The sequence below is a fragment of the Pseudomonas sp. BP8 genome (assembly GCF_017875955.1).
Classification (GTDB): Bacteria; Pseudomonadota; Gammaproteobacteria; order Pseudomonadales; family Pseudomonadaceae; genus Aquipseudomonas.
Genome location: NZ_JAGINK010000001.1, coordinates 2,337,817 through 2,356,646 on the forward strand (window position 1 = coordinate 2,337,817; position 18,830 = coordinate 2,356,646).

The 18,830-nt window shown below is 56.0% G+C and carries 17 protein-coding genes and 1 pseudogene; 7 read left to right on the forward strand and 11 right to left on the reverse strand.

Annotation, left to right across the window (positions count from 1 at the left end):
• Nucleotides 1-114: 114 nt before the first annotated feature.
• Nucleotides 115-675 (reverse strand): recombinase family protein, encoded by a 561-nt coding sequence (locus J3B00_RS10330; protein ID WP_209867353.1) that lies wholly within the window; start codon nt 673-675, stop codon nt 115-117.
• 614 nt (nt 676-1,289) lie between these two features.
• Between J3B00_RS10330 and J3B00_RS26550 the strand changes: the two genes are divergently transcribed.
• Nucleotides 1,290-1,967, forward strand: a complete 678-nt coding sequence (locus tag J3B00_RS26550) for a hypothetical protein (RefSeq protein WP_348635937.1) — start codon at nt 1,290-1,292, stop codon at nt 1,965-1,967.
• Nucleotides 1,968-2,107: 140 nt separating this feature from the next.
• Here J3B00_RS26550 and J3B00_RS10340 read toward each other — a convergent pair whose 3' ends face one another.
• Together J3B00_RS10340 and J3B00_RS10345 are read right to left on the reverse strand one after the other, a co-directional pair.
• A complete protein-coding gene (locus J3B00_RS10340) occupies nt 2,108-2,893 on the reverse strand; it encodes an Abi-alpha family protein (protein WP_209867355.1) in 786 nt (261 codons plus the stop codon).
• Between the two features lie 670 nt (nt 2,894-3,563).
• Nucleotides 3,564-3,794, reverse strand: a complete 231-nt coding sequence (locus J3B00_RS10345; protein WP_209867357.1) for a helix-turn-helix transcriptional regulator — start codon at nt 3,792-3,794, stop codon at nt 3,564-3,566.
• A 509-nt stretch (nt 3,795-4,303) separates the two neighbouring features.
• On the opposite strand from J3B00_RS10345, the gene J3B00_RS10350 reads away from it, so the two are divergent.
• Nucleotides 4,304-4,663 carry a hypothetical protein gene (locus J3B00_RS10350; RefSeq protein WP_209867359.1) on the forward strand — a complete coding sequence of 120 codons (360 nt, stop codon included), beginning with the start codon at nt 4,304-4,306 and terminating at the stop codon, nt 4,661-4,663.
• 891 nt (nt 4,664-5,554) lie between these two features.
• Here J3B00_RS10350 and J3B00_RS10355 read toward each other — a convergent pair.
• From J3B00_RS10355 to J3B00_RS10380, 6 genes and pseudogenes are all read right to left on the reverse strand, one after another.
• Nucleotides 5,555-6,439 carry a helix-turn-helix domain-containing protein gene (locus J3B00_RS10355; RefSeq protein WP_209867361.1) on the reverse strand — a complete coding sequence of 295 codons (885 nt, stop codon included), beginning with the start codon at nt 6,437-6,439 and terminating at the stop codon, nt 5,555-5,557.
• A 154-nt stretch (nt 6,440-6,593) separates the two neighbouring features.
• Complete coding sequence (locus J3B00_RS10360; protein ID WP_209867364.1) at nt 6,594-7,448, reverse strand: Rha family transcriptional regulator; 855 nt, start codon at nt 7,446-7,448, stop codon at nt 6,594-6,596.
• 522 nt (nt 7,449-7,970) lie between these two features.
• Nucleotides 7,971-8,423, reverse strand: a complete 453-nt coding sequence (locus tag J3B00_RS10365; protein WP_209867366.1) for a phage antirepressor KilAC domain-containing protein — start codon at nt 8,421-8,423, stop codon at nt 7,971-7,973.
• A gap of 752 nt (nt 8,424-9,175) precedes the next feature.
• On the reverse strand, nt 9,176-10,480 hold the full coding sequence (locus J3B00_RS10370) for a site-specific integrase (RefSeq protein WP_209867368.1): 1,305 nt from the start codon (nt 10,478-10,480) through the stop codon (nt 9,176-9,178).
• A 558-nt stretch (nt 10,481-11,038) separates the two neighbouring features.
• Nucleotides 11,039-11,185, reverse strand: a pseudogene (locus tag J3B00_RS10375) (DUF3077 domain-containing protein); the annotation flags it as partial.
• A 616-nt stretch (nt 11,186-11,801) separates the two neighbouring features.
• The gene (locus tag J3B00_RS10380) at nt 11,802-12,209 is read right to left on the reverse strand and encodes a helix-turn-helix domain-containing protein (RefSeq protein WP_209867370.1); all 408 of its coding nucleotides are present in this window, start codon (nt 12,207-12,209) and stop codon (nt 11,802-11,804) included.
• Between the two features lie 85 nt (nt 12,210-12,294).
• Between J3B00_RS10380 and J3B00_RS10385 the strand changes: the two genes are divergently transcribed.
• The 5 genes from J3B00_RS10385 to recR all read left to right on the forward strand — a co-directional run bounded on the left by J3B00_RS10385 (nt 12,295) and on the right by recR (nt 17,261).
• Entirely contained in the window at nt 12,295-12,792 is a 498-nt protein-coding gene (locus J3B00_RS10385; protein WP_209867373.1) for a DUF2938 domain-containing protein, read from the forward strand.
• Nucleotides 12,793-12,933: 141 nt separating this feature from the next.
• Nucleotides 12,934-13,833 carry an EamA family transporter gene (locus tag J3B00_RS10390; RefSeq protein WP_209867375.1) on the forward strand — a complete coding sequence of 300 codons (900 nt, stop codon included), beginning with the start codon at nt 12,934-12,936 and terminating at the stop codon, nt 13,831-13,833.
• A gap of 166 nt (nt 13,834-13,999) precedes the next feature.
• The gene (gene dnaX / locus J3B00_RS10395; RefSeq protein WP_209867377.1) at nt 14,000-16,051 is read left to right on the forward strand and encodes a DNA polymerase III subunit gamma/tau; all 2,052 of its coding nucleotides are present in this window, start codon (nt 14,000-14,002) and stop codon (nt 16,049-16,051) included.
• A 63-nt stretch (nt 16,052-16,114) separates the two neighbouring features.
• A complete protein-coding gene (locus J3B00_RS10400; RefSeq protein ID WP_119143025.1) occupies nt 16,115-16,441 on the forward strand; it encodes a YbaB/EbfC family nucleoid-associated protein in 327 nt (108 codons plus the stop codon).
• Nucleotides 16,442-16,658: 217 nt separating this feature from the next.
• Entirely contained in the window at nt 16,659-17,261 is a 603-nt protein-coding gene (recR, locus tag J3B00_RS10405; RefSeq protein WP_209867380.1) for a recombination mediator RecR, read from the forward strand.
• A gap of 199 nt (nt 17,262-17,460) precedes the next feature.
• Here recR and J3B00_RS10410 read toward each other — a convergent pair whose 3' ends face one another.
• Nucleotides 17,461-18,009 (reverse strand): adenine phosphoribosyltransferase, encoded by a 549-nt coding sequence (locus J3B00_RS10410; RefSeq protein ID WP_209867382.1) that lies wholly within the window; start codon nt 18,007-18,009, stop codon nt 17,461-17,463.
• Between the two features lie 55 nt (nt 18,010-18,064).
• Nucleotides 18,065-18,799, reverse strand: coding sequence for a Crp/Fnr family transcriptional regulator FnrA (gene fnrA, locus J3B00_RS10415; protein ID WP_209867385.1), 735 nt, complete (start codon nt 18,797-18,799; stop codon nt 18,065-18,067).
• Between the last annotated feature and the right edge of the window lie 31 nt (nt 18,800-18,830).

An 18,830-nucleotide genomic window follows, 5' to 3' on the forward strand; every position in this document is an offset into this window, starting at 1 on the left:
CTCTGAGGGCGATCTGGTTAAGGTGCAGCAATTCTAAGGTATCGGCCAGGACGGCCGCTTTATCATCATCCATAATGTCATCTCAACAATTGTAGTGGCTTGGATTGAGTGAAGTCAGGTGCTAGCCTTCATCGCACGCTGGATGGTGCTCAGGCTTACACGCAATTGCTCAGCCGCCTTACGGAATGACAAGCCCTTGGTTACGCCGTCACCAGCGATAGCTGCTCGTATTGCTGCGTCATCCACTGTCTTAGTACGGCCTTTGTAGGCGCCTCTCTCTTTAGCCTTGGCGATACCTTCTCGTTGGCGTTCCCTGATCATAGCTCGCTCAAATTGTGCGACAGCTCCCATCATCGATAGCATCAATTGCTGGGTCGGGTTGTCCTCGCCAGTGAACTCCAACTGCTCCTTATCAAAGCGGATAAATATGCCCCGCTTGGTCAGGTCTTCTACCAGTTTGAGCAGGTCGGACAGCGAGCGAGCAAACCGATCAATCGAGTGAACGACGATGCTATCTCCCTCTCTCACGTACTCAAGCATCGCTTGTAATTGCGGGCGGTCGGTCGTAGCACCGCTCTCTTTGTCGGTGAAGACTTTATCCAGAGTAACACCATCAAGCTGGCGATCTACGTTCTGATCTATGGAGCTAACACGGATGTATCCAACTCGTGCCATACGGCTGCCTCTGTATTCATTTGATTCTAGATGCTGGCAGTGTGACTGTATTCATTAATAAAATCAAGTCTAATGAACACGGATCTCTGGGGTTAAGTGTATTCATCAGCTTGTGGTCGGTTGGGTAGAGCCTAAAGACTACAAAGCTAGGCTTCTTAGGACTTGGCGAGGTCATACCCGCAGGCGGCTATCTGGTAACCTCGATGCGGCGGTGTTTCGGCGAGAACACCCTCACAGTCTCTGTGCGGATCTTGTATAAAGTTAAATCCACTGGCGAACTGCCATCTTGCTTGAATCCCAGGATGGGGAATTTGATGCTTCGACTACTGCTAACTGGCTTTATCATGACGGCACTCCTTGCCGGGTGTCAGAATCAGCATTACTTGATTATGTGCAAGCCCCAGTACAGCGATAGAACTTGCAATCTCAGCGACCTCGATGCGAGGGGCTGTTCGTCAGCGAAAGCGACGGTTAGGACTTGCTCGTTTTTTGTAGACAGCGAGGTCCGCAGACAGCTAGCGCTGAAGCGGGGTCAGACAAATTCCCCAGCTTCGTACCTCAATTCTTCGGCAGAAGTAGTGAGGTTGGGAAGCAACGCTAGTGGGGGAGGTATCGTGTATGTTTACCTAGATTCATCCACGCCTAAGACCTACAGCCAGTCAGCGTATGACGCTAAGTCTTTGGTCAACTCCAGGGTGTCCCTGCTGAAATTTGCAATGAGCCGCTACGTTAGTGATGTTGTCAGTGGCAACCAAAATACATCGGAGGGCGAGGTGCTTGCCGCCATTGCATCCCTGCAATCATTGGAGGCGCCATTGAAACGCATGATTGAAGATGGCGAAAACATGTTTGACTTTTACTCTTCTCAGCCTTCGATAGATTATGAGGCAATGGCTCGAGAGGTTGTCCGCAAAACTAATGATCGAGATCCATACCTTCGTGCCGGTGCGGAGATGGCTATTACTGAAAGCAAGCGTTATGAGTCAAATAGTCCGAAAGTTCGAGTAAGAGAGGCGGTTGAGAAATTTGAACTCCTTCATACTCTTGCTATCGCTCCCTACTCTGAGCAATTCGCTGAGCTCAAGAAGCAGGCTAGTGTTCAGGCTCGTGTTGCGGCTAAATCTGCTGAGCACAGGAGAGCTCAGCATAGAGCCTATGAGCAGGAGCAGCGGCAGGGAGGGGGCTTCGATAGTGGTGGGGGCTGTTCATGTGCGGGCGGTAATGTGTGCTATGGGCCTAGAGGTGGTCGATACTGCATAACCGCTGGCGGCAATAAACGATACGGTATTTAGCGTTGGAGCAGTTTGACAAATTCCACCTGGTCAATGAGCCTTTCTTACTAGCGGTCAGGGATCATTGGAAGGGAGGTTTCGCTGCTGCGCCATGAGCTAATTTCCGTGTTGGGGCAGGCTAGCGTTCCGCCCCAAAACTTTCAAATCCTGTCTGCTGTGGTCGCCTTGATTGTCGGCCCACGTGTGCAAGCGGCATGGAATAAGCTACCGAATTCACTCAGCTTTACCGCCCAGGCTGGTTGCCCATTTAATACACTGAAGCATGAAGCGAGAGCGTGTTGTTGGTCATTAACGTACTCAATCAGCCCGAGTGTCTGTAGGTGTTGTATGTAAAGCTGCAAGTAAGCTGGCTGCGAAAGAATCTCAGGGGCTATGAAACGATTCCAATCTAACTCTACTGGTTCAAGTGAGTTAGCAGTTAGATGCGCTTTTATGTCGCGCGAGTGTTCGGTCCATGATAGCAGTTCCTTGCCGATGTAAATTCTAGCTAAGGGGCCGGCTAGATGATTGAGCAGAATTGCTTCGTCCGGACTAAGCTGCGATATCAATCCGGTGAATGCAGGGTGAGCTTGACCACAGCGGCGCTTGTCAAATGCACATGCAAGAAGCTCTAAGTACATATCTGTTAACAAGGAGTCTTCTTCCTGAAAGCGCAGCTTCTCAGATACTTGTAAAACCAGTGATTCTACAGGCTTGACTCTATCCTGTTCCGGGACGCGCTGTAGTGCCTGGTTTAGGTAATTCTCAAGTCGCTTTTGATAATGTGAAGCAAACTGTACTGGAAATAGTGCAAGTCGAACCATTCGGGCAGCATCCGCTCCCAGCTTACCAACTTCTTGAAGTAGCGGCGAAGCTGCATCTTGATAGGTGCTTTGCAAGACTGGTGTTAGATCCAGTTTGACCTCTACATCCGGTAATATGGTCATGTAAGGCTCTCAATTTTATTCTGGCGATAGCTTAGTATGGACTGGTCAGGGCGCTATTACCATAGATTCAAAGAGTGGAGTCGACACGCTCGGTCCTTTACAGGGTTTGTCTCGCTCTCACAAGTATCAGGGATTAGCGTCTTCATCATTGGCAGGCCGAAACCTCCTGCCTGATATCTCCACGAGAGCCCTGATTGCCGGTTCGATCTTGTAGCTTGAATCCAGAAGTCTCTTGGACAGTTGCATTACCCGTACAGCCTGATCAGGGTGGCCGGTCTCAGTAAGCAGTAACGCCAGGGCAGGAAGGGCCTCGCACATGGCCATTTGATTCCCCCAGAGACGCGGGACCACTGTGGTGATGCAAACTTCTTGTTCCGACATGATGCCTGCCTCCCTGCTCTCCGATCATTGCAGCAGCCCGGATGCTCCACCGGCTGCTTAGATAGCGGCCTTCTCCTTCATCGCGGCAGCTAAATGACTGGCTGAACCTAAGCCCTTATTATTTGAAAGGTTAATTCCTCAGGAGGGCGATTCTCTTGACCCTGCGCGTATCAATCCCAGCATGAATAGGGGTTAGAGGAAAGGCTAGCTGTCAGAGGTGCGCGCATAGGCCTAGTTGGCGATTAGCAACCAATTAAATAAAGCGTTGGCGTGTAGGCTTGGCGCTGGCTCACATTCCTTCAAACAGAGCGGAAATGCTGACGCCTAGGGCGTCGGCCAGCACCTTGATGGCGTTGATGGACGGATTCGCTCCCCCCGTCTCTATACGGGACATGTACGTCCTAGCGAAGCCACACCGATCAGCAAAAGCCTCCTGGCTCATGCCCATAGCCACACGCAGCTCCCTGACTCGGGTGCCGAATTGATGTTGCAGGGCTGGATGGTGGGGTGGGGCAGGCATTTCCCCATCGTCCAGGGATGTGCTCTAATCGTGAACACACTAATCGTGACATCGGGGTGGAATGCCATCCTACCAGTGTCGACATGTGCACCATTGCATTGTGGTATGGCGCTGTACTGCAAGCGGCGGTTCGATTGGTGGGTAGTGGTCTGTCGGGGTTACCGACTCACCGTTTGGTTTTTAGCCGCACTCGACGCGGCTTGATAGGGTTCAGGTACATGAAGCAACGCAAGGTCAGGGTTAAATACGATAGAGAGCTTAACGGTCAGTGGTTGAAGCACTGGTCTGAGCCTGGTGAGGGCGAGACGATCACTTATCAAAGCCTTAGTGCGAGCAGATACGGTGCGTTGATGGAGCGTTGCACGTCCAGTGCGAGGAAGCTAGCCAATCCAGGGTATGCGGAGGCAAGGTCGAGCTTCGAGAGCTTTCAGCATTTTGTATGTTGGTCGCGGGGGGAGTACGGATACGATCTGAATGAAGCCTCGTGGTGCTTGGACAAGGATATCCTCATGACCGGCAACGCCGATTACGGCCCGATTACCTGTGTGTTCGTGCCACAGGAGGTCAACAAGTTTTTCTGCATTGGTGGGTCTCAGAAGCTTCCCTACCCAGATCCGGCACTACCAGATATCCCTTTCGTGGGCTGGTCGACATCACAGCAACGCTATAGGGCAATATGTGGAGACAAGTCTAGGCACTTCGATGATCCATATGAAGCCCATGCATGGTGGCAGGTAAACAAAATTGCCGCTGCTCTTGAGTTTAGGATCAAGTACTCCAAGCACGTGCGGTTAGTCGGTGCACTCGACGAGCGGATGGAGCTGTGCTTAGGCGACCTTCGCCATGGTCGCTTAACCACGCGGTTCTAAGGGTGTCCCGCTGCAAGTGTTGCTGCCTTTGCCGTGTCGAGTGGAAGTGCGGGCAAAGTCTTCCTACCGGTGTCATCAGTTGCGTGGGGCAGATTGGTGGTAAGCGTCTGGCGAAGTCGTATTGCATGAAATGCTGGTGTGCCTTGCCGGCTTGGCACTCCATTTTTGGCATTTCCCAGCTTGAGATGTGACTCTCTCGGTCGACGAGTAAGGTAAGGGCTGGCTTGTTACGATTGGTGGGCGTCGTCATGGAACAGTGGTACAGGGTGAGCCTCGGCAGCGGCGCGGCGGTCTTTTAGCAGCTACGCGACCTCCGCGAGCTACGTTTTCAGCATGATTCAGACGTAACCCGTGAGCGAATCGACATTGTCGTTATGGATACTGGCTCCACTGAGACCTTTGGCTATCTACCACCTGGCAACGAGGTCTTAGCACAACACAGTGGCGCGGAATTGTGCGAAGCGCTCGATCTAGGCGCTAAGCGCTTCACGGTCTTGTCCCCACGAGGAGTTCCCGATAGTCCCGGCTCACTAAGCTACATTGACATTTACCCATGAATGCACTCATTAGAGTTGGGGCAGAGTAGAAGCCCCTTATGCTTGCAATGTTAGCTTTCATAACAATATGTGACGCATCGTCACGAACATCAACTCCGGGGCTTGATTCTACAGTTAAGATCAAGAGCGGGGAGGGCTGTCCGCCCCATCTCCCCGTTAACCCTGCAAGATTATCATATGTTCCTCTAGGCACAGGCTATCATCGGTGACGTCAACGTTACATGGCTAATAAGTAGTAGAGGTGGTTAATCTCAAAGCTTCGCTTTGGCCATGCGTTCACTCACCATGCTGAGCATGGCGAGATTCACTCTATATATCTGTCGCTAATTGCCGATCATTGACCCCCCCTCTCTGCTACCGGCAGTGACCCTTTATCCCAAGCCTTGACAGTGTTCTTGGAGATGCCCAGCTCTCTCGCGACCGTTTTGATCGGAGCTCCCGCCCGCCTCATCTCCAGTGCCAGGTATTTCTTTGAGCGGGGGACAGTTGTTAAATCGCGTTCGCCTTGAGCTGGCCAGAGAGTGTCGAAGTTGATCGTCATGCCAACGGATTCAGCAATGTGCGAGTGGCGTTCAAGATGTAATGCTATGCCACGTAGTGCGGTTCTTGCGGCTTGTATTACCCGCTGTATCTGCCGGGTGCTCATTGGTTCCCTGTCATGATTGCAGAGACATTCAGCCGCCGCCGCTACTGAGAGTTCATGAATGCGCAGTACCCGCTTGACGTCTGCGAGGGATACGCTGTGGCGGCCCCCGATCAAACCTGGGCCCATGTATATCGCTCCAAAGGCGAAGTCATCTAACCAGGGCGTGTGGTGACCCTCAAAGCTCAGAACGCTCAAAATATCGGCAAGGGGGTTGTCGATAACCTGGGGTTTCTTGCCCGCCCGCGACTTCTGCCCCGGTTGTTTATCCGGTTGTCGAGGAAACAGCTCAATAATCGGAGCGAGTTGCGGAGGGCTACTTGGGTTGTCCTGTAAGAGTCGAGGGGTGCCATCCTCTTCAGCGTACCAGCGCTCCTTCAGCCTAGTAGGTTTATCTGGCTGTTTTGAGGGCTGGCCTGGTGAGAATGGAACTTCAATGTAGGTCCCGTAATACTCTCCAGTATTTTTGTCGTAAACATCACTGCCAAGTAATGTGGTTCGGGCTTCGGCTACTTTTGCTCGAAGTTGTTCAGTGGGGCATGCGATATGTTCGAGCGTAGCTGTATTTAACTTCATGAATGTTATTCCTTGTGTGCGATCTAGTTCATGTGCGAGCCTCGGTGTGTTCCGGTTATGGATGGTCGGGAACTCGTTGCTAACAACCCCAGTGCATTACTCCCTGGAGTCAAGAAGTGCACTGGGTGATATTCAACGGCATCGCGGTACATGGTTATGCTGCCTGAGAGTGGCTGCCATCAACTTTCTTGCGAACGTGGTCTGGGGCCTTGAGTTCAACATAGGCCTTGGCCTTCTCAGTGAACTTGATTACTTGACTGAAGCCATACTCATTCTGTTCAGAGATTACTTTACAGTAACCATCGTCTACAGCTTTGGCAGTCGGGAGTGGATTACGCTCCCAGCGGTTTACACGAAGCCACTTGATATCACGAAGCCAAAGTTTAATGGTGCGTTGATTCACACTCAGTTGCGTGCAGAACTCTTGAAAACCGTACAAGCCTCCTGAGGCAATGAACTTGTTGAACACCTTAACCTTCGGTGCATCTTTGGCAATCTTCTCGTCGCGTTCCTTCACAATCTCAAGGGCCAGGGTGCGGCCTTCGAACTCTGTAGCCCAAGCGCGAGCTGCTACAACTGGGTTCGTGAAATCCGGCAGTATGAACGCAGGCGGTTTGGCCGCCTTGGTCTCAAGTTCACGCAATCGCACAACAACCTTGTGGCGAAGCGGGATGCTGTAACCGGTGATCAGCGTTTCAGTCAAATCGCGTGGGAGGTTAAAGCACATCCGCTCCTGATTATTCAGGTCTTTATATCCGCCCTCAAAACTGAGGTGGGGCAAATCAAGGCTTTCGAGCATCGTCCGGATGTCACGGGCTACGTTGTCGTGCCGCTTGCCTGTCAGTTCTGCAATCTCCAGGCTGCTCATGGTCACAGGATGTTCAGTGTCATCGTCGCCATTAATCGTAGTGCTGAAGGCGGGGACTTCGATGGGGCCTCCATTACCAGCAAGAATGCTGCTGGTGGTATGTTTGGTTACAGCCTGATTGTAGCTAATATTCTGGGTCATTTGTTTCTCTCTATAAGTACAGGATTTAAGTCATCCGCCCCCCCCCCCCCCCCCCCCCCCACACACACACACACACATTCGCTTCAGTCTTAAGTGGGTGATAGGAAGTCGGTTTACGATGGAACAGGCGTCAGGCATAGATCGTCAGGGCGGATAAATGCTCGGTATAATTATTAAGTCATCAATGGGTGCTCCTACCGAGAAATTAGGTTGTTGGTCCGCCTTTCTCCAGGTGCCGCGAAGCCCACGTCTGCTCAACGGCCTATGGGCTGCAGCAAATAAGATTGCCTTCTGGGAGAAGGCTATCGAGCTCGCCGGGTGTTAATTTGGTGGTTTATTGCAATGTGTACAGCGGCTGTCCATGCGTTACCATTAGCGATCCTCTAAGAGTGCTTCAGCCAAGATCGGTGCATAACGTCGTTCCCGGCCCCGCACTTTCCCATTTAGACTTGGCTCGCCAAGTGGCAGTCATGATGCAGTGGTGCCCTTAACTACCGCTTTGGTAGTGCCAAGCCAATCCCATTACAAGCCATCTCGTCCGTTCTGCTTAATAAATTGCTGAATCCAGATGATCCCTTTACCAGTGAACAGAGGAACGGGAGTGATCTTCCGCTTGCCGGTCTTGCGGTCCACGCAATTGACCCACACAACCTTGAATCGTCCAGCATCCAGATGTTGCTGGTATGGTAGGTTGCGCTTATATCCCCCGCCCATCAGAATCTTATGCTGAACAAGATATTTGACGAACCTTGTCTTGCCCGTATCATTCGCCTTAGCAGTGACGCCTGTATTAAAGAGCTCCTCTGTGCCGGCCATGTCGTCGTAGAACTCTACCTTATCTGCATCAGCATCCAGCTGTCGTTCCAGTACATCCACTAAGCTAGTCAGTGCTTCGCGTTCTCCTTCCAGATCAGCAGCGAGTTTTAGCGTGTTGTAGAGCGTATTCGGCACCGTGAAGGGGGTTCCGTTAGCCATGATTACAGCGCCAGCTGTTTGGTTGTGTGTTGGGTGGGTGTATGTGTTTTGCGTTTTCATATGATGTTAACTTCTCAAATTTGGAGTGCAGTTGCCCGTCGCTATTAGTTTAGCGATGATTGTGGGCATTAATAGATTGCGGTTTCCTCGCGTGACTCTAATGCGGGCGAGGTGTGTAGTTGTTCGTGTTGTCAGGGCATCGAATGTTCTCTCTGTAATTGTAGGGGATTTAGGTAAAGTGATGCCGTCACGGAAACTCGATATTCCGTTTTATGAGTAGAGTTGGGGTATCAGCTTTACCTTGCGGCTCTATGCTTAGCCGAGTGAACAAGGGTGATTCTCTTATGTCATGGCTGCGCTCCTTTACAGGCTGAGGATGTGTTGCAGATCAGTGCTGGGCGTGTCGTCAGGGCATTGAGGCTACTCGCGTGGTTGAAACTAGGTCTAGGATGTCTAGATTTGTCAAATCCAGGGCACGACAAAACCTCCGTGCTAACAATTCAACTTTTGGTCGAATCCGCAGGGAGGTAGGTGTTGCAGCTGGCTATTGGGGCCTGATAATCACCGGTGGCTTGGTGATGGGTGCCATCATACAGGCTCAGAAATCCCTGTCAACAAGTCACCTGAAAAAAAGCGTCGCAGTAAGTTTCTATCCACCACCCACCGTTGGGCTGCCCCTTTAAGGTTTCTGGTCCCGTGGGGCATCTCTCATTATAGAAGGCCGGACCCGGTGGTTCGGCCATCGAGCTAGGCTAGGCTTGGGTCACGGGAATATTGCGAAGTGCGTCCATCATCGCGTTCAACGGGGATCGGCTGCCATAAATGCTGAAGGTCACCGCGCTGTCCTCGTGCCCGGCGATTCTCTTGATGAGTGAGTCCTGTACCCCGGCGTCGCGTAAGTCGTCGATGAGCGTGTGGCGAAAACTGTGGAAAGTCTTCCTCGGGTCGGTGATGCCCAGCTTCATCTTGTACCGCCCAAACCACTTCGAGGGTGCGTGGCCCAGCTTCCCTCGCACCGCTTCTAGTTCGGGGAACAGGCGATCAGCTCCAGTCGCCTTAACTGCTTCAACATGCTGAAGCAGGCCTAGATCGATAAGTGCGGGGTGCAGAGGCAGCACACGACGACTGCTGGCGTTCTTCAGGTTTTGTCCTTCGCGACTGTCATCAACGCGGATGCACTGGATGCCCTGCTGTTCAATGAAGTCATCGACACGTAGTTGGCACAGCTCTTCAATGCGTGCCCCAGTGACTCGCCCAAGCAGCGGCAGCCAGTAACGCCATGGAAGCTTGCGGGCTTCTTTAAGTAGGAAGTCCTGGTTTAGGAGAATTATCAGGTCGCCAGAGTCGAACGACAGCCGTGCCTCTTTGGCAGATCCTGTCATCACTTTCATTCCGGCTAGCGGGTTGTCAGCCACATACCCGTTCACCCTGCACCAATTCAGGAAGGCATTGAGCTTGCGGAGCCTGTTGTTCACAGTCACGGCGGTGATGGGTTTGTACGTGCTGCCTGATTCCACCACCTGTCTCAGGGTCTTGCCCTTGAACTCGGGGCGTAGGCCAAAGTACTGGGGGCAGCGACTGAGCCGTTCTTTCAGCAGGCGGGCTTGTTGAGCATCGAACGCTACCGCAGGCATATCACCCATCAGCTCGAACAGATCCGCTAGGGCACGTTCTACGTCATCGATACTGCCCTGCCGCCATGTGCCGCCACGTTTCCCTTCTTCTATATAGAGCTTCGAGAGAGCAGCGAGGGTAGGGCCGTTACTTGACGGGTTGGCTGGGGTGACCGTTGCCCGGTGCAGTTGCGGCAGGGTGGTTGGCAGAGGTGACGAGTCGCGCCATTGAACGCACAGCACACGCAGAGTCTCGGGGGACGTTAAGGGGTGTTCGCTCAGATGGCTGTTTACCTGCTGAGCAAGTGAGCTGGCAAGGTACAGGGCTGCCTGACGCTCTCTCACTCGCAGCGATAGACGAAGGGTGTCACGGTTCGGGAACAGGTGCTTCGGTAGTCTCAGGTTGAGGTAATAGACAGACTGTCGGCGGACGATATAGGCCATGAGATCACCAGAGTGGACCACTAAAGTGGACCAATTGAGTGGAACAATTCTGGTCACACCCCAAGCCATGAGCGTCCATGCGTGGTGTTCACGCAGGTAGAGATACTGCACCCTCATCAGCCTCAAACCCTTTTCCTGTAAGGCCTGCATTGATTCCCTTGCATGCTTGCATGCTACCTGGTCAGATCCGGAAGGAAGCAGCCAAGGCGGGGACATTGAGTGCCGGGGTGTGGCTGGTGGGGCCGCCTCCATTTCAGGGGTCGGAAAATATGCCGACTGTCCTGCCTCAGCGTCAAACCTCCCTCTCCAGAATTTATTCGCTGTCTGCCTTGCTGGCGGATGGTGTGTTTGCGGGCCTCTTCGCGGGTCAACCTCCAGCGCTTATCAGTTAAGGCTTGGTCGCCTGGTTTGGGGCCGCTGCGCAGCCCTTTCGCGACACAAGGCCGCTCCCACCCTGATCGTGCATGCTCCCTATTTACAGGGCGAGCGCGGACGGTGTGGAAGCGGCCTTGTGTCGCGAAAGGGCTGCGCAGCGGCCCCGGCAATCTCAAGCCAGACTCAATGCAACCGGCTACGTGCAGCCTCGATGTCGTCCATGATCGCCTTGGCAAACGCACTCAGGTAATCGGCAGCCCCAAGAAACTTGTGGTCATCCTCCATATCCCCTTCGCGCACCAGGTGTTTGATATAGCCGAGCAGCACTGAAGTTCAAGGGTGTGGGCCAAGGCGTCAGGTGGGTAAAGGTCGGGTTGAATGGAGGCGTAGATGGGGCTGTTGTCGGAAGAGGGGGGCGGGCACTATTTTTTTCATGGCGAATCTCCATTTCAGCAGGAGCTGCCATCTCAGCCTTCTTACGGGTCAAGGTGGCAGCCGTACGCAGGGTGAGAAACCGAGGAAACGGACAAACTCGGCCAGACCGAAGTCTGCCGGCGTACGGCTGCCATAACGGCTTGCCGAATGAGTTTCGTACGGGTTCTCACACCCGGTCACCAGATATGGCGACCCGAGGAAGTTATCCCCGAGGCATATCCCCGACAAGACAGGCGCTTCGGCAAGGCGCGTAGGATAGTTCCGAAGCACGACTAATCTGAAGTATTTGGTTTCAGGTTCGGAAATGTCCTACGACTGGAGGGCATCTGAGGTGTCTGAGGGCTGCACTACCGCGCAGAGAACAAAGCCTTCAAATACGGCGCATACCCCTGTAGGAGCGGGCTTGTCCCGCGAAGAGGCCGGCCCAGCCACCCCGGTGTATGGCAGGCACCGGCTGTGCCGGTTTCGCGGGCAAGTCCGATCGCCGCACCGCCGCTCCTAAAGGATTTCTCTAAATCAATTTCCGCCTCGGCTCAGCCGGCAGCGCCCCCGCGGCCGACAACTTCATCAACCGCTGAAACGTCGGACACGCCAGATGATCCTTCTCCGGACACGCCGCCGCATGCCGCAGACCCTTGCTCATCGCCTGCAACCGCTTCACCCGCGCATCTATCTCGTCTGCCTTGGCGATCAACATCCCCCGATCCACCTGCAGGTCCACCAGCATCGCGCCCACTTCGTCCAGCGAAATACCCGCTGCCTGCCCCAATGCAATCAGCGCCAGCCGATCCGCCACGTCCGCCGCAAATTGTCGGCGCTGACCGGGCCCTGACAACGACCGAAGCAAGCCGATCTTCTGGTAGTAACGCAGCGTCGAGGCAGGCACTCCAGTGCGTTTGGCCACATCGGCGATGTCCATTGACGACTCCTTGACTTGAAGTTGACTTCAACTTCTATGCTGCGCGGCATTGGGCTTTTCCGTCAACTCGCCAGAGGCATTCACAATGACCATCGCCAACCTGACCTTATCCATCATACTCATCGGCATCGGTGCCACTCTGGTCATGGACTTGTGGACCCTGCTGCTCAGGCGCCTGGGTATTACCACATTGAACTACGCCATGCTTGGCCGCTGGGCGGGGCATGTGCTGCAAGGGCGTATTCGCCATCAGGCAATCGCCAAGGCTACGCCAGTGCGTCATGAGCTAGCCTGGGGTTGGCTGCTGCACTATGCGATCGGGCTGCTATTCGCAGGGCTGCTGGTCGCAATGGCGGGGCAGGGATGGCTGCTATCGCCGACACTGTCTCAGGCGCTGATTTTTGGTCTGTGCTCGGCCATAGCGCCGCTATGCCTGATGCAGCCGGCAATGGGGGCGGGGTTCTTTGCTGCGAAAACACCCACGCCTTTGAAAAACTGCTTGCGCAGCCTCTGCACCCATGCCGTTTTCGGCCTCGGCCTGTTCATGTCTGCACAGTTGTCCTGTGCTATTTGGCCTGCCTGACAGGTTGCTGATTAAACACGTCATGTTTATAGAGGGCCGGAAAATTCAGATGGGCCTGACGCGTCGTCGGGGTGACGTCTGGCATTCAGTCGCGGCCGGCGCTGATAGTGTGGGGGCTGGTCAGACAACAGGCGCACGAAAATGAAACTTAGCAAGCTGGACTTCGCCGCTGGCGTATTGGTCACGATAGTGTGGGGGGGTAATTTTTCAGTGATCGAGCTCGGCTTGAGGTCGCTCGACCCCTATCTGTTGACCCTACTACGATTCACCTTTTGCGCGATTCCGTTGGTGTTCTTCATCCGAAGGCCGGCTGGTATTTCTTTTTATGTCTTGGCGTTATACGGCGTACTGTTCGGGGCGGGGCTATGGTGGATGGTCAACTTTGCCATGTACCAAGGTTTGTCGCCTGGGATGTCTTCGGTGTTCCTGCAATTCAGCGCATTCTTCACGATCATCTTCAGTAGCGTGTTGTTAAAGGAGCGCATAACCGCACTGCACGGCTGCGGGATGTTGCTGGCTGTTGTGGGCTTAATGATCATTCTTTTGTCCACTGATGCTTCGTCCACGCCCGCTGGCATAGCGTTGATACTGGTCGCGGCGTTGGCGTGGTCTTTCTGCAATCTGCTGGTCAAATTCAATCGTCCCGTCGAAATGATGGCTTTCATCATCTGGTCCAGCCTGTTCTCGGTGCCCGCCATTTTCGCACTAACCCTGGTCGCCAAAGGATGGGAACCCTTCTCAGGATTGGCAGAAAGCCTGAGCTGGGGAGCGGTGTTTTCAATCGGGTTTCAAAGTTATATCACGACGATCTTGGGTTATCTGGTCTGGAACAACCTCATGAAAAAATACCCGGCAACCACGGTCGCACCGCTGTCGTTGTTGGTACCTGTATCAGGTTTGCTTGCTTCGCATGTTTTTTTCGGGGAAGAAATGAGCCAGCTTCAGGGAGTGGCGATCGGGGTGGTATTGCTGGGAATCCTGATTTTTCTCAATGCGCACGCCTTGCAGTCATTCATAGAAACGCGTTCAAACACCGCATGAAGCATGCCAGGCGGGATCTTGCCGGCTCTGCATAGGGTTGGTGACTGGCCTGATCAGCGCAGAACCATGCGTTCCTTAATGTAGACGAGATTGGCCGGGTGCAATTTCGGCCCCGCTCCGCTAGCATTAGCGATCTCCCGCTGGTTCAGTTTGCGATGGTTTTTTGATGAGTTATCAGGTTCTTGCACGTAAATGGCGTCCGCGCTCGTTCCGCGAAATGGTCGGCCAGACCCATGTGCTCAAGGCTTTGATCAACGCCCTGGACAACCAGCGCTTGCATCACGCCTACCTGTTCACCGGCACCCGTGGGGTCGGCAAGACCACCATCGCGCGGATCATCGCCAAGTGCCTGAACTGCGAAACCGGCATCACTTCGACGCCCTGCGGCACCTGTTCGGTGTGCCGCGAGATCGACGAGGGGCGCTTTGTCGACCTGATCGAGATCGACGCCGCCAGCCGCACCAAGGTCGAAGACACCCGCGAACTGCTCGACAACGTCCAGTACGCACCGAGCCGTGGGCGCTTCAAGGTCTACCTGATCGACGAAGTGCACATGCTCTCGACCCACTCGTTCAACGCCTTGCTGAAGACGCTGGAAGAGCCGCCACCCTACGTCAAGTTCATCCTGGCCACGACGGATCCGCAGAAGCTGCCGGCGACCATCCTCTCGCGTTGCCTGCAGTTCTCGCTGAAGAACATGAGCCCGGAGCGGGTGGTCGAGCACCTGAGCCATGTGCTCGGTGCGGAGAGCGTTCCCTACGAAGAAGACGCCCTGTGGCTGCTCGGGCGCGCTGCCGATGGCTCGATGCGCGACGCCATGAGCCTGACCGACCAGGCCATCGCCTTTGGCGAAGGCAAGGTGCTCGCCGCTGATGTGCGGGCGATGCTCGGCACCCTCGACCACGGGCAGGTGTATGGCGTACTGCAGGCACTGCTCGAAGGCGATGCGCGGGCACTGCTCGAGGCCGTGCGCGACCTCGCCGAGCAGAGCCCGGACTGGAGCGGCGTGCTGGCCGAAATGCTCAACGTGCTGCACCGGGTGGCGATTGCCCAGGCATTGCCGGAGGCGGTCGATAACGGCCACGGCGACCGTGACCGGGTGTTGAGCCTGGCCTCGGCGCTGCCGGCCGAAGATGTGCAGTTCTATTACCAGATGGGCTTGATCGGCCGACGCGACCTGCCGTTGGCACCGGATCCGCGTGGCGGCTTCGAGATGGTCCTGTTGCGCATGCTGGCGTTCAGGCCGGCCGATACCGACGACGCACCGAAACCGGTACTAAAGCCGGTGGGGATCAGCCAGGCCACAGCTGATTCTGCAAAACCGGTGGCAGCGGCGGCAATTGTTGCCGAACCCCCAGTTGCCCAGGTGCCGGTTGCAGTTGCCGTGCCTGTAGCGGCGGCAGAGCCTGCTGTCGTCGAGCCGGTTGCAGTGCCCGCAGCGCCCGAGGCTGTGCCTGAGTCTGAGCCTGAAATCGCTGTGGCTGCGCCCGAACCTGTGGTGGAAGAGGTCATCGACCTGCCGTGGGACGAGCCCGCTGCTCCTGCGCCAGCCGCCAGACCCGCGCCACAACCAGCGGCGCCGGCAGTGGCGCCGCAGAGTGCCCAGCCTGCAGATGATGAGCCGCCGTTCGACCCCTCTGCCTACGAATCGGTAGGCATGGACCGCGACGACGAGCCGCCGCTGGACGAAGACTATTACGCGCCAGAGTCTGACCCGGTCGGCTTCAGCTACCTGGACGAACTGGCTGAACACGTGCACGAGGCCGAGCCGGCTGCACTGCCTGAGCCACTGCCAGCATCCAAGCCGGCCACCGGCCTGGCCCTGCAATGGCTGGAATTATTCCCACAGTTGCCTGTATCCGGGATGACAGGCAACATCGCCGCAAACTGTACGCTGATCGCTGCCGACGGTGATGAGTGGCTGCTGCACCTGGACCCTGCTCAGGGCGCGCTGTTCAACTCGACCCAGCAGCGGCGCTTGAACGAGGCGCTCAACCAGCACCTTGGGCGCACCTTGCAGCTGAAGATCGAGCTGATCCGCCCCGAACAGGAGACGCCAGCCCAAGCCGCATCGCGCAAGCGTTCCGAACGTCAGCATGAGGCGGAAGTGTCGATCGAGCAGGATCCGCTCATCCAGCAGATGATCCGCCAGTTTGGCGCGACCGTGCGGCAGGATACTATTGAACCTGTGGAGCCCCTGGTCAGCCAGGCGCAGTAAACCGATATCCGTGTGGCCGGCAGTGTGCCGGGCGCATCACATGACCCAATCGAGGTGTACCCCATGATGAAAGGTGGCATGGCCGGCCTGATGAAGCAGGCGCAGCAGATGCAGGAAAAAATGGCCAAGATGCAGGAAGAGTTGGCCAATGCAGAAGTGACCGGTCAATCCGGTGCGGGCCTGGTCAGTGTGGTGATGACTGGGCGTCATGACGTCAAGCGCATCAGCCTGGACGACAGCCTGATGCAGGAAGACAAGGAAGTGCTGGAAGACCTGATCGCTGCTGCCGTCAATGACGCAGTACGCAAGGTCGAGCAGAACAGCCAGGACAAGATGGGTGGCATGACTGCCGGTATGCAGTTGCCGCCTGGGTTCAAGATGCCATTCTGATGGGTACTGGCCGGCGACCAGGCCTTGCAGGACAGGTCGCGGCAAAAACGCTCGGGGTTCGCACCGGGCGTTTTTTTTCGCCTGCGCTACGGCCCGCTGCCAGGCATGTGAACGCTGGCAGGCGTCCGTAGGTCAACCGCAGCAACGGCTAGCTGATTTGACGCTGCCTGCCTTGGCCGGTATAAACCGCCTCTCATTGATCTGTCAGGCCTTTCCCATGAGCTTCAGTCCTCTCATTCGCCAACTGATCGACTCGCTGCGCATCTTGCCTGGCGTCGGTCAGAAAACCGCCCAGCGCATGGCGCTGCAGTTGCTCGAGCGCGATCGCAGTGGCGGCCTGCGCCTGGCCCAGAGCCTGACCCAGGCGATGGAAGGGGTAGGCCATTGCCGTCAGTGCCGCACCCTGACCGAGCAGGAGCTGTGCCCGCTGTGCGCGGATGTCCGCCGCGACGATACCCAGCTGTGCGTGGTGGAAGGGCCGATGGATGTGTACGCAGTGGAGCAGACCGGTTATCGCGGGCGCTTCTTCGTATTGAAAGGCCACCTGTCGCCGCTGGACGGCTTGGGGCCTGAGGCGATCGGCATTCCGCAGCTGATGGCGCGGATTGAAGAGCAGGGCAGTTTTACTGAGGTGATTCTGGCGACCAACCCGACTGTGGAAGGTGAGGCGACGGCGCACTACATTGCGCAATTGCTGAACGAGAAGGGGCTGGTGGCTTCGCGGATTGCGCATGGCGTGCCGCTGGGCGGCGAGCTGGAACTGGTCGATGGCGGGACCTTGGCCCATGCGTTGGCTGGGCGCCGGCCGATTTCGTTGTGAGTCAGTAGAAGATCACCCAGCCTTTTGGCAGGCGCGCCGCATACCCTGTAGGAGCGGGCTTGACCCGCGAAGAGGCCGGTCCAGCCACCGTGGTGGATGGCACCGGCTTCGCCGGTTTCGCGGGTCAAGCCCGCTCCTACAGGGATGGGAGCCGATTTACCGGGACGCTGGGCCGCAAAGCGGCCCAAAGACAGGCGACTCAGTATTCGTTCAGGGAAAACTCGGTCAGGCAGAAGGTCGGCACGCCGGCCGCCTGCAGGCGACGCGAGCCGTCCAGCTCTGGCAGGTCGATGATCGCAGCCGCTTCGAACACCTGGGCACCGGTGCGACGCACCAGGTTGGTGGCCGCCAGCAGGGTACCGCCAGTGGCGATCAGGTCATCGAAGATCAGCACCGAATCACCTTCGCAGATGCTGTCGGCGTGGACTTCAAGGAAAGCCTCGCCGTATTCGGTCTGGTAGCCCTCCGAGAGCACATCAGCCGGCAGCTTGCCCTGTTTGCGGAACAGGATCAGCGGCTTGTTCAACTGGTGGGCGATGATCGAGCCGATCAAGAAGCCGCGCGCGTCCATCGCGCCGATGTGGCTGAACTCGGCCTCGACATAGCGCTCGATGAACTGGTCGGCCACATAGCGCAAGCCGCGCGGCGACTGGAACAGCGGGGTGATGTCACGGAAGATCACGCCTGCCTTGGGGAAGTCCACTACCGGACGGATCAGGGCTTTGAGGTCGAAGGTGTCGCTGTGCATGTAAGGGGTATCCTGTAAAACCAAGCGGCAAGTATACCCCGTAGTGCTGGCGGATTCAGGCGTCCATTGCGCCGCCGGCCAGGGCGCACAGCTGGATCGGGTCGAGGATATGCACTTCCTTGCCCTCGGCGCTGATCAGACCGTTCTGCTGGAAGCGGGTGAACACCCGCGACACGGTCTCCACGGCCAGGCCCAGGTAGTTGCCGATCTCGTTGCGCGACATGCTCAGGCGGAACTGGTTGGCCGAATAACCGCGTGCACGGAAGCGCGCTGACAGGTTGACCAGGAAGGTTGCAATGCGCTCGTCGGCGGTCTTTTTCGACAGCAGCAGCATCATCTGCTGGTCGTCGCGAATCTCGCGGCTCATCACCCGCATCAATTGACGGCGCAGTTGCGGCAACTGCACGGAGAGTTCATCGAGGCGCTCGAACGGGATTTCGCAGACCGAAGTGGTCTCCTGCGCCTGGGCCGAAACCGGATAGGCCTCGGTGTCCATGCCGGACAGGCCGACCAGTTCGCTGGGCAGGTGAAAGCCAGTGATCTGCTCTTCGCCGCTGTCGCTCAGGCTGAAGGTCTTGAGCGCACCGGAGCGTACTGCGTAGACCGAGGCGAAACCGTCACCCTGGCGGAACAGAAACTCGCCCTTTTTCAGTGGGCGACCGCGTTTGACGATCTCATCCAGTGCGTCCATGTCCTCAAGGTTGAGGGACAGGGGCAGGCACAGGGGGGCCAGGCTGCAATCCTTGCAATGGGCCTGATTGTGTGTGCGCAGTTTGACTGGCTCGGACATTTCAATCGATCCTTGTGGGAAATCACACATA

Excerpts from the sequence above, each read along its gene's own strand:
- J3B00_RS10330 (WP_209867353.1), bottom strand. The coding sequence starts at position 675 with ATGGCACGAGTTGGATACATCCGTGTTAGCTCCATAGATCAGAACGTA.
- J3B00_RS10340 (WP_209867355.1), bottom strand. The coding sequence starts at position 2,893 with ATGACCATATTACCGGATGTAGAGGTCAAACTGGATCTAACACCAGTC.
- J3B00_RS10345 (WP_209867357.1), bottom strand. The coding sequence starts at position 3,794 with ATGCCTGCCCCACCCCACCATCCAGCCCTGCAACATCAATTCGGCACC.
- J3B00_RS10350 (WP_209867359.1), top strand. The coding sequence starts at position 4,304 with ATGACCGGCAACGCCGATTACGGCCCGATTACCTGTGTGTTCGTGCCA.
- J3B00_RS10355 (WP_209867361.1), bottom strand. The coding sequence starts at position 6,439 with ATGAAGTTAAATACAGCTACGCTCGAACATATCGCATGCCCCACTGAA.
- J3B00_RS10360 (WP_209867364.1), bottom strand. The coding sequence starts at position 7,448 with ATGACCCAGAATATTAGCTACAATCAGGCTGTAACCAAACATACCACC.
- J3B00_RS10365 (WP_209867366.1), bottom strand. The coding sequence starts at position 8,423 with ATGGCTAACGGAACCCCCTTCACGGTGCCGAATACGCTCTACAACACG.
- J3B00_RS10370 (WP_209867368.1), bottom strand. The coding sequence starts at position 10,480 with ATGGCCTATATCGTCCGCCGACAGTCTGTCTATTACCTCAACCTGAGA.
- J3B00_RS10380 (WP_209867370.1), bottom strand. The coding sequence starts at position 12,209 with ATGGACATCGCCGATGTGGCCAAACGCACTGGAGTGCCTGCCTCGACG.
- J3B00_RS10385 (WP_209867373.1), top strand. The coding sequence starts at position 12,295 with ATGACCATCGCCAACCTGACCTTATCCATCATACTCATCGGCATCGGT.
- J3B00_RS10390 (WP_209867375.1), top strand. The coding sequence starts at position 12,934 with ATGAAACTTAGCAAGCTGGACTTCGCCGCTGGCGTATTGGTCACGATA.
- dnaX (WP_209867377.1), top strand. The coding sequence starts at position 14,000 with ATGAGTTATCAGGTTCTTGCACGTAAATGGCGTCCGCGCTCGTTCCGC.
- J3B00_RS10400 (WP_119143025.1), top strand. The coding sequence starts at position 16,115 with ATGATGAAAGGTGGCATGGCCGGCCTGATGAAGCAGGCGCAGCAGATG.
- recR (WP_209867380.1), top strand. The coding sequence starts at position 16,659 with ATGAGCTTCAGTCCTCTCATTCGCCAACTGATCGACTCGCTGCGCATC.
- J3B00_RS10410 (WP_209867382.1), bottom strand. The coding sequence starts at position 18,009 with ATGCACAGCGACACCTTCGACCTCAAAGCCCTGATCCGTCCGGTAGTG.
- fnrA (WP_209867385.1), bottom strand. The coding sequence starts at position 18,799 with ATGTCCGAGCCAGTCAAACTGCGCACACACAATCAGGCCCATTGCAAG.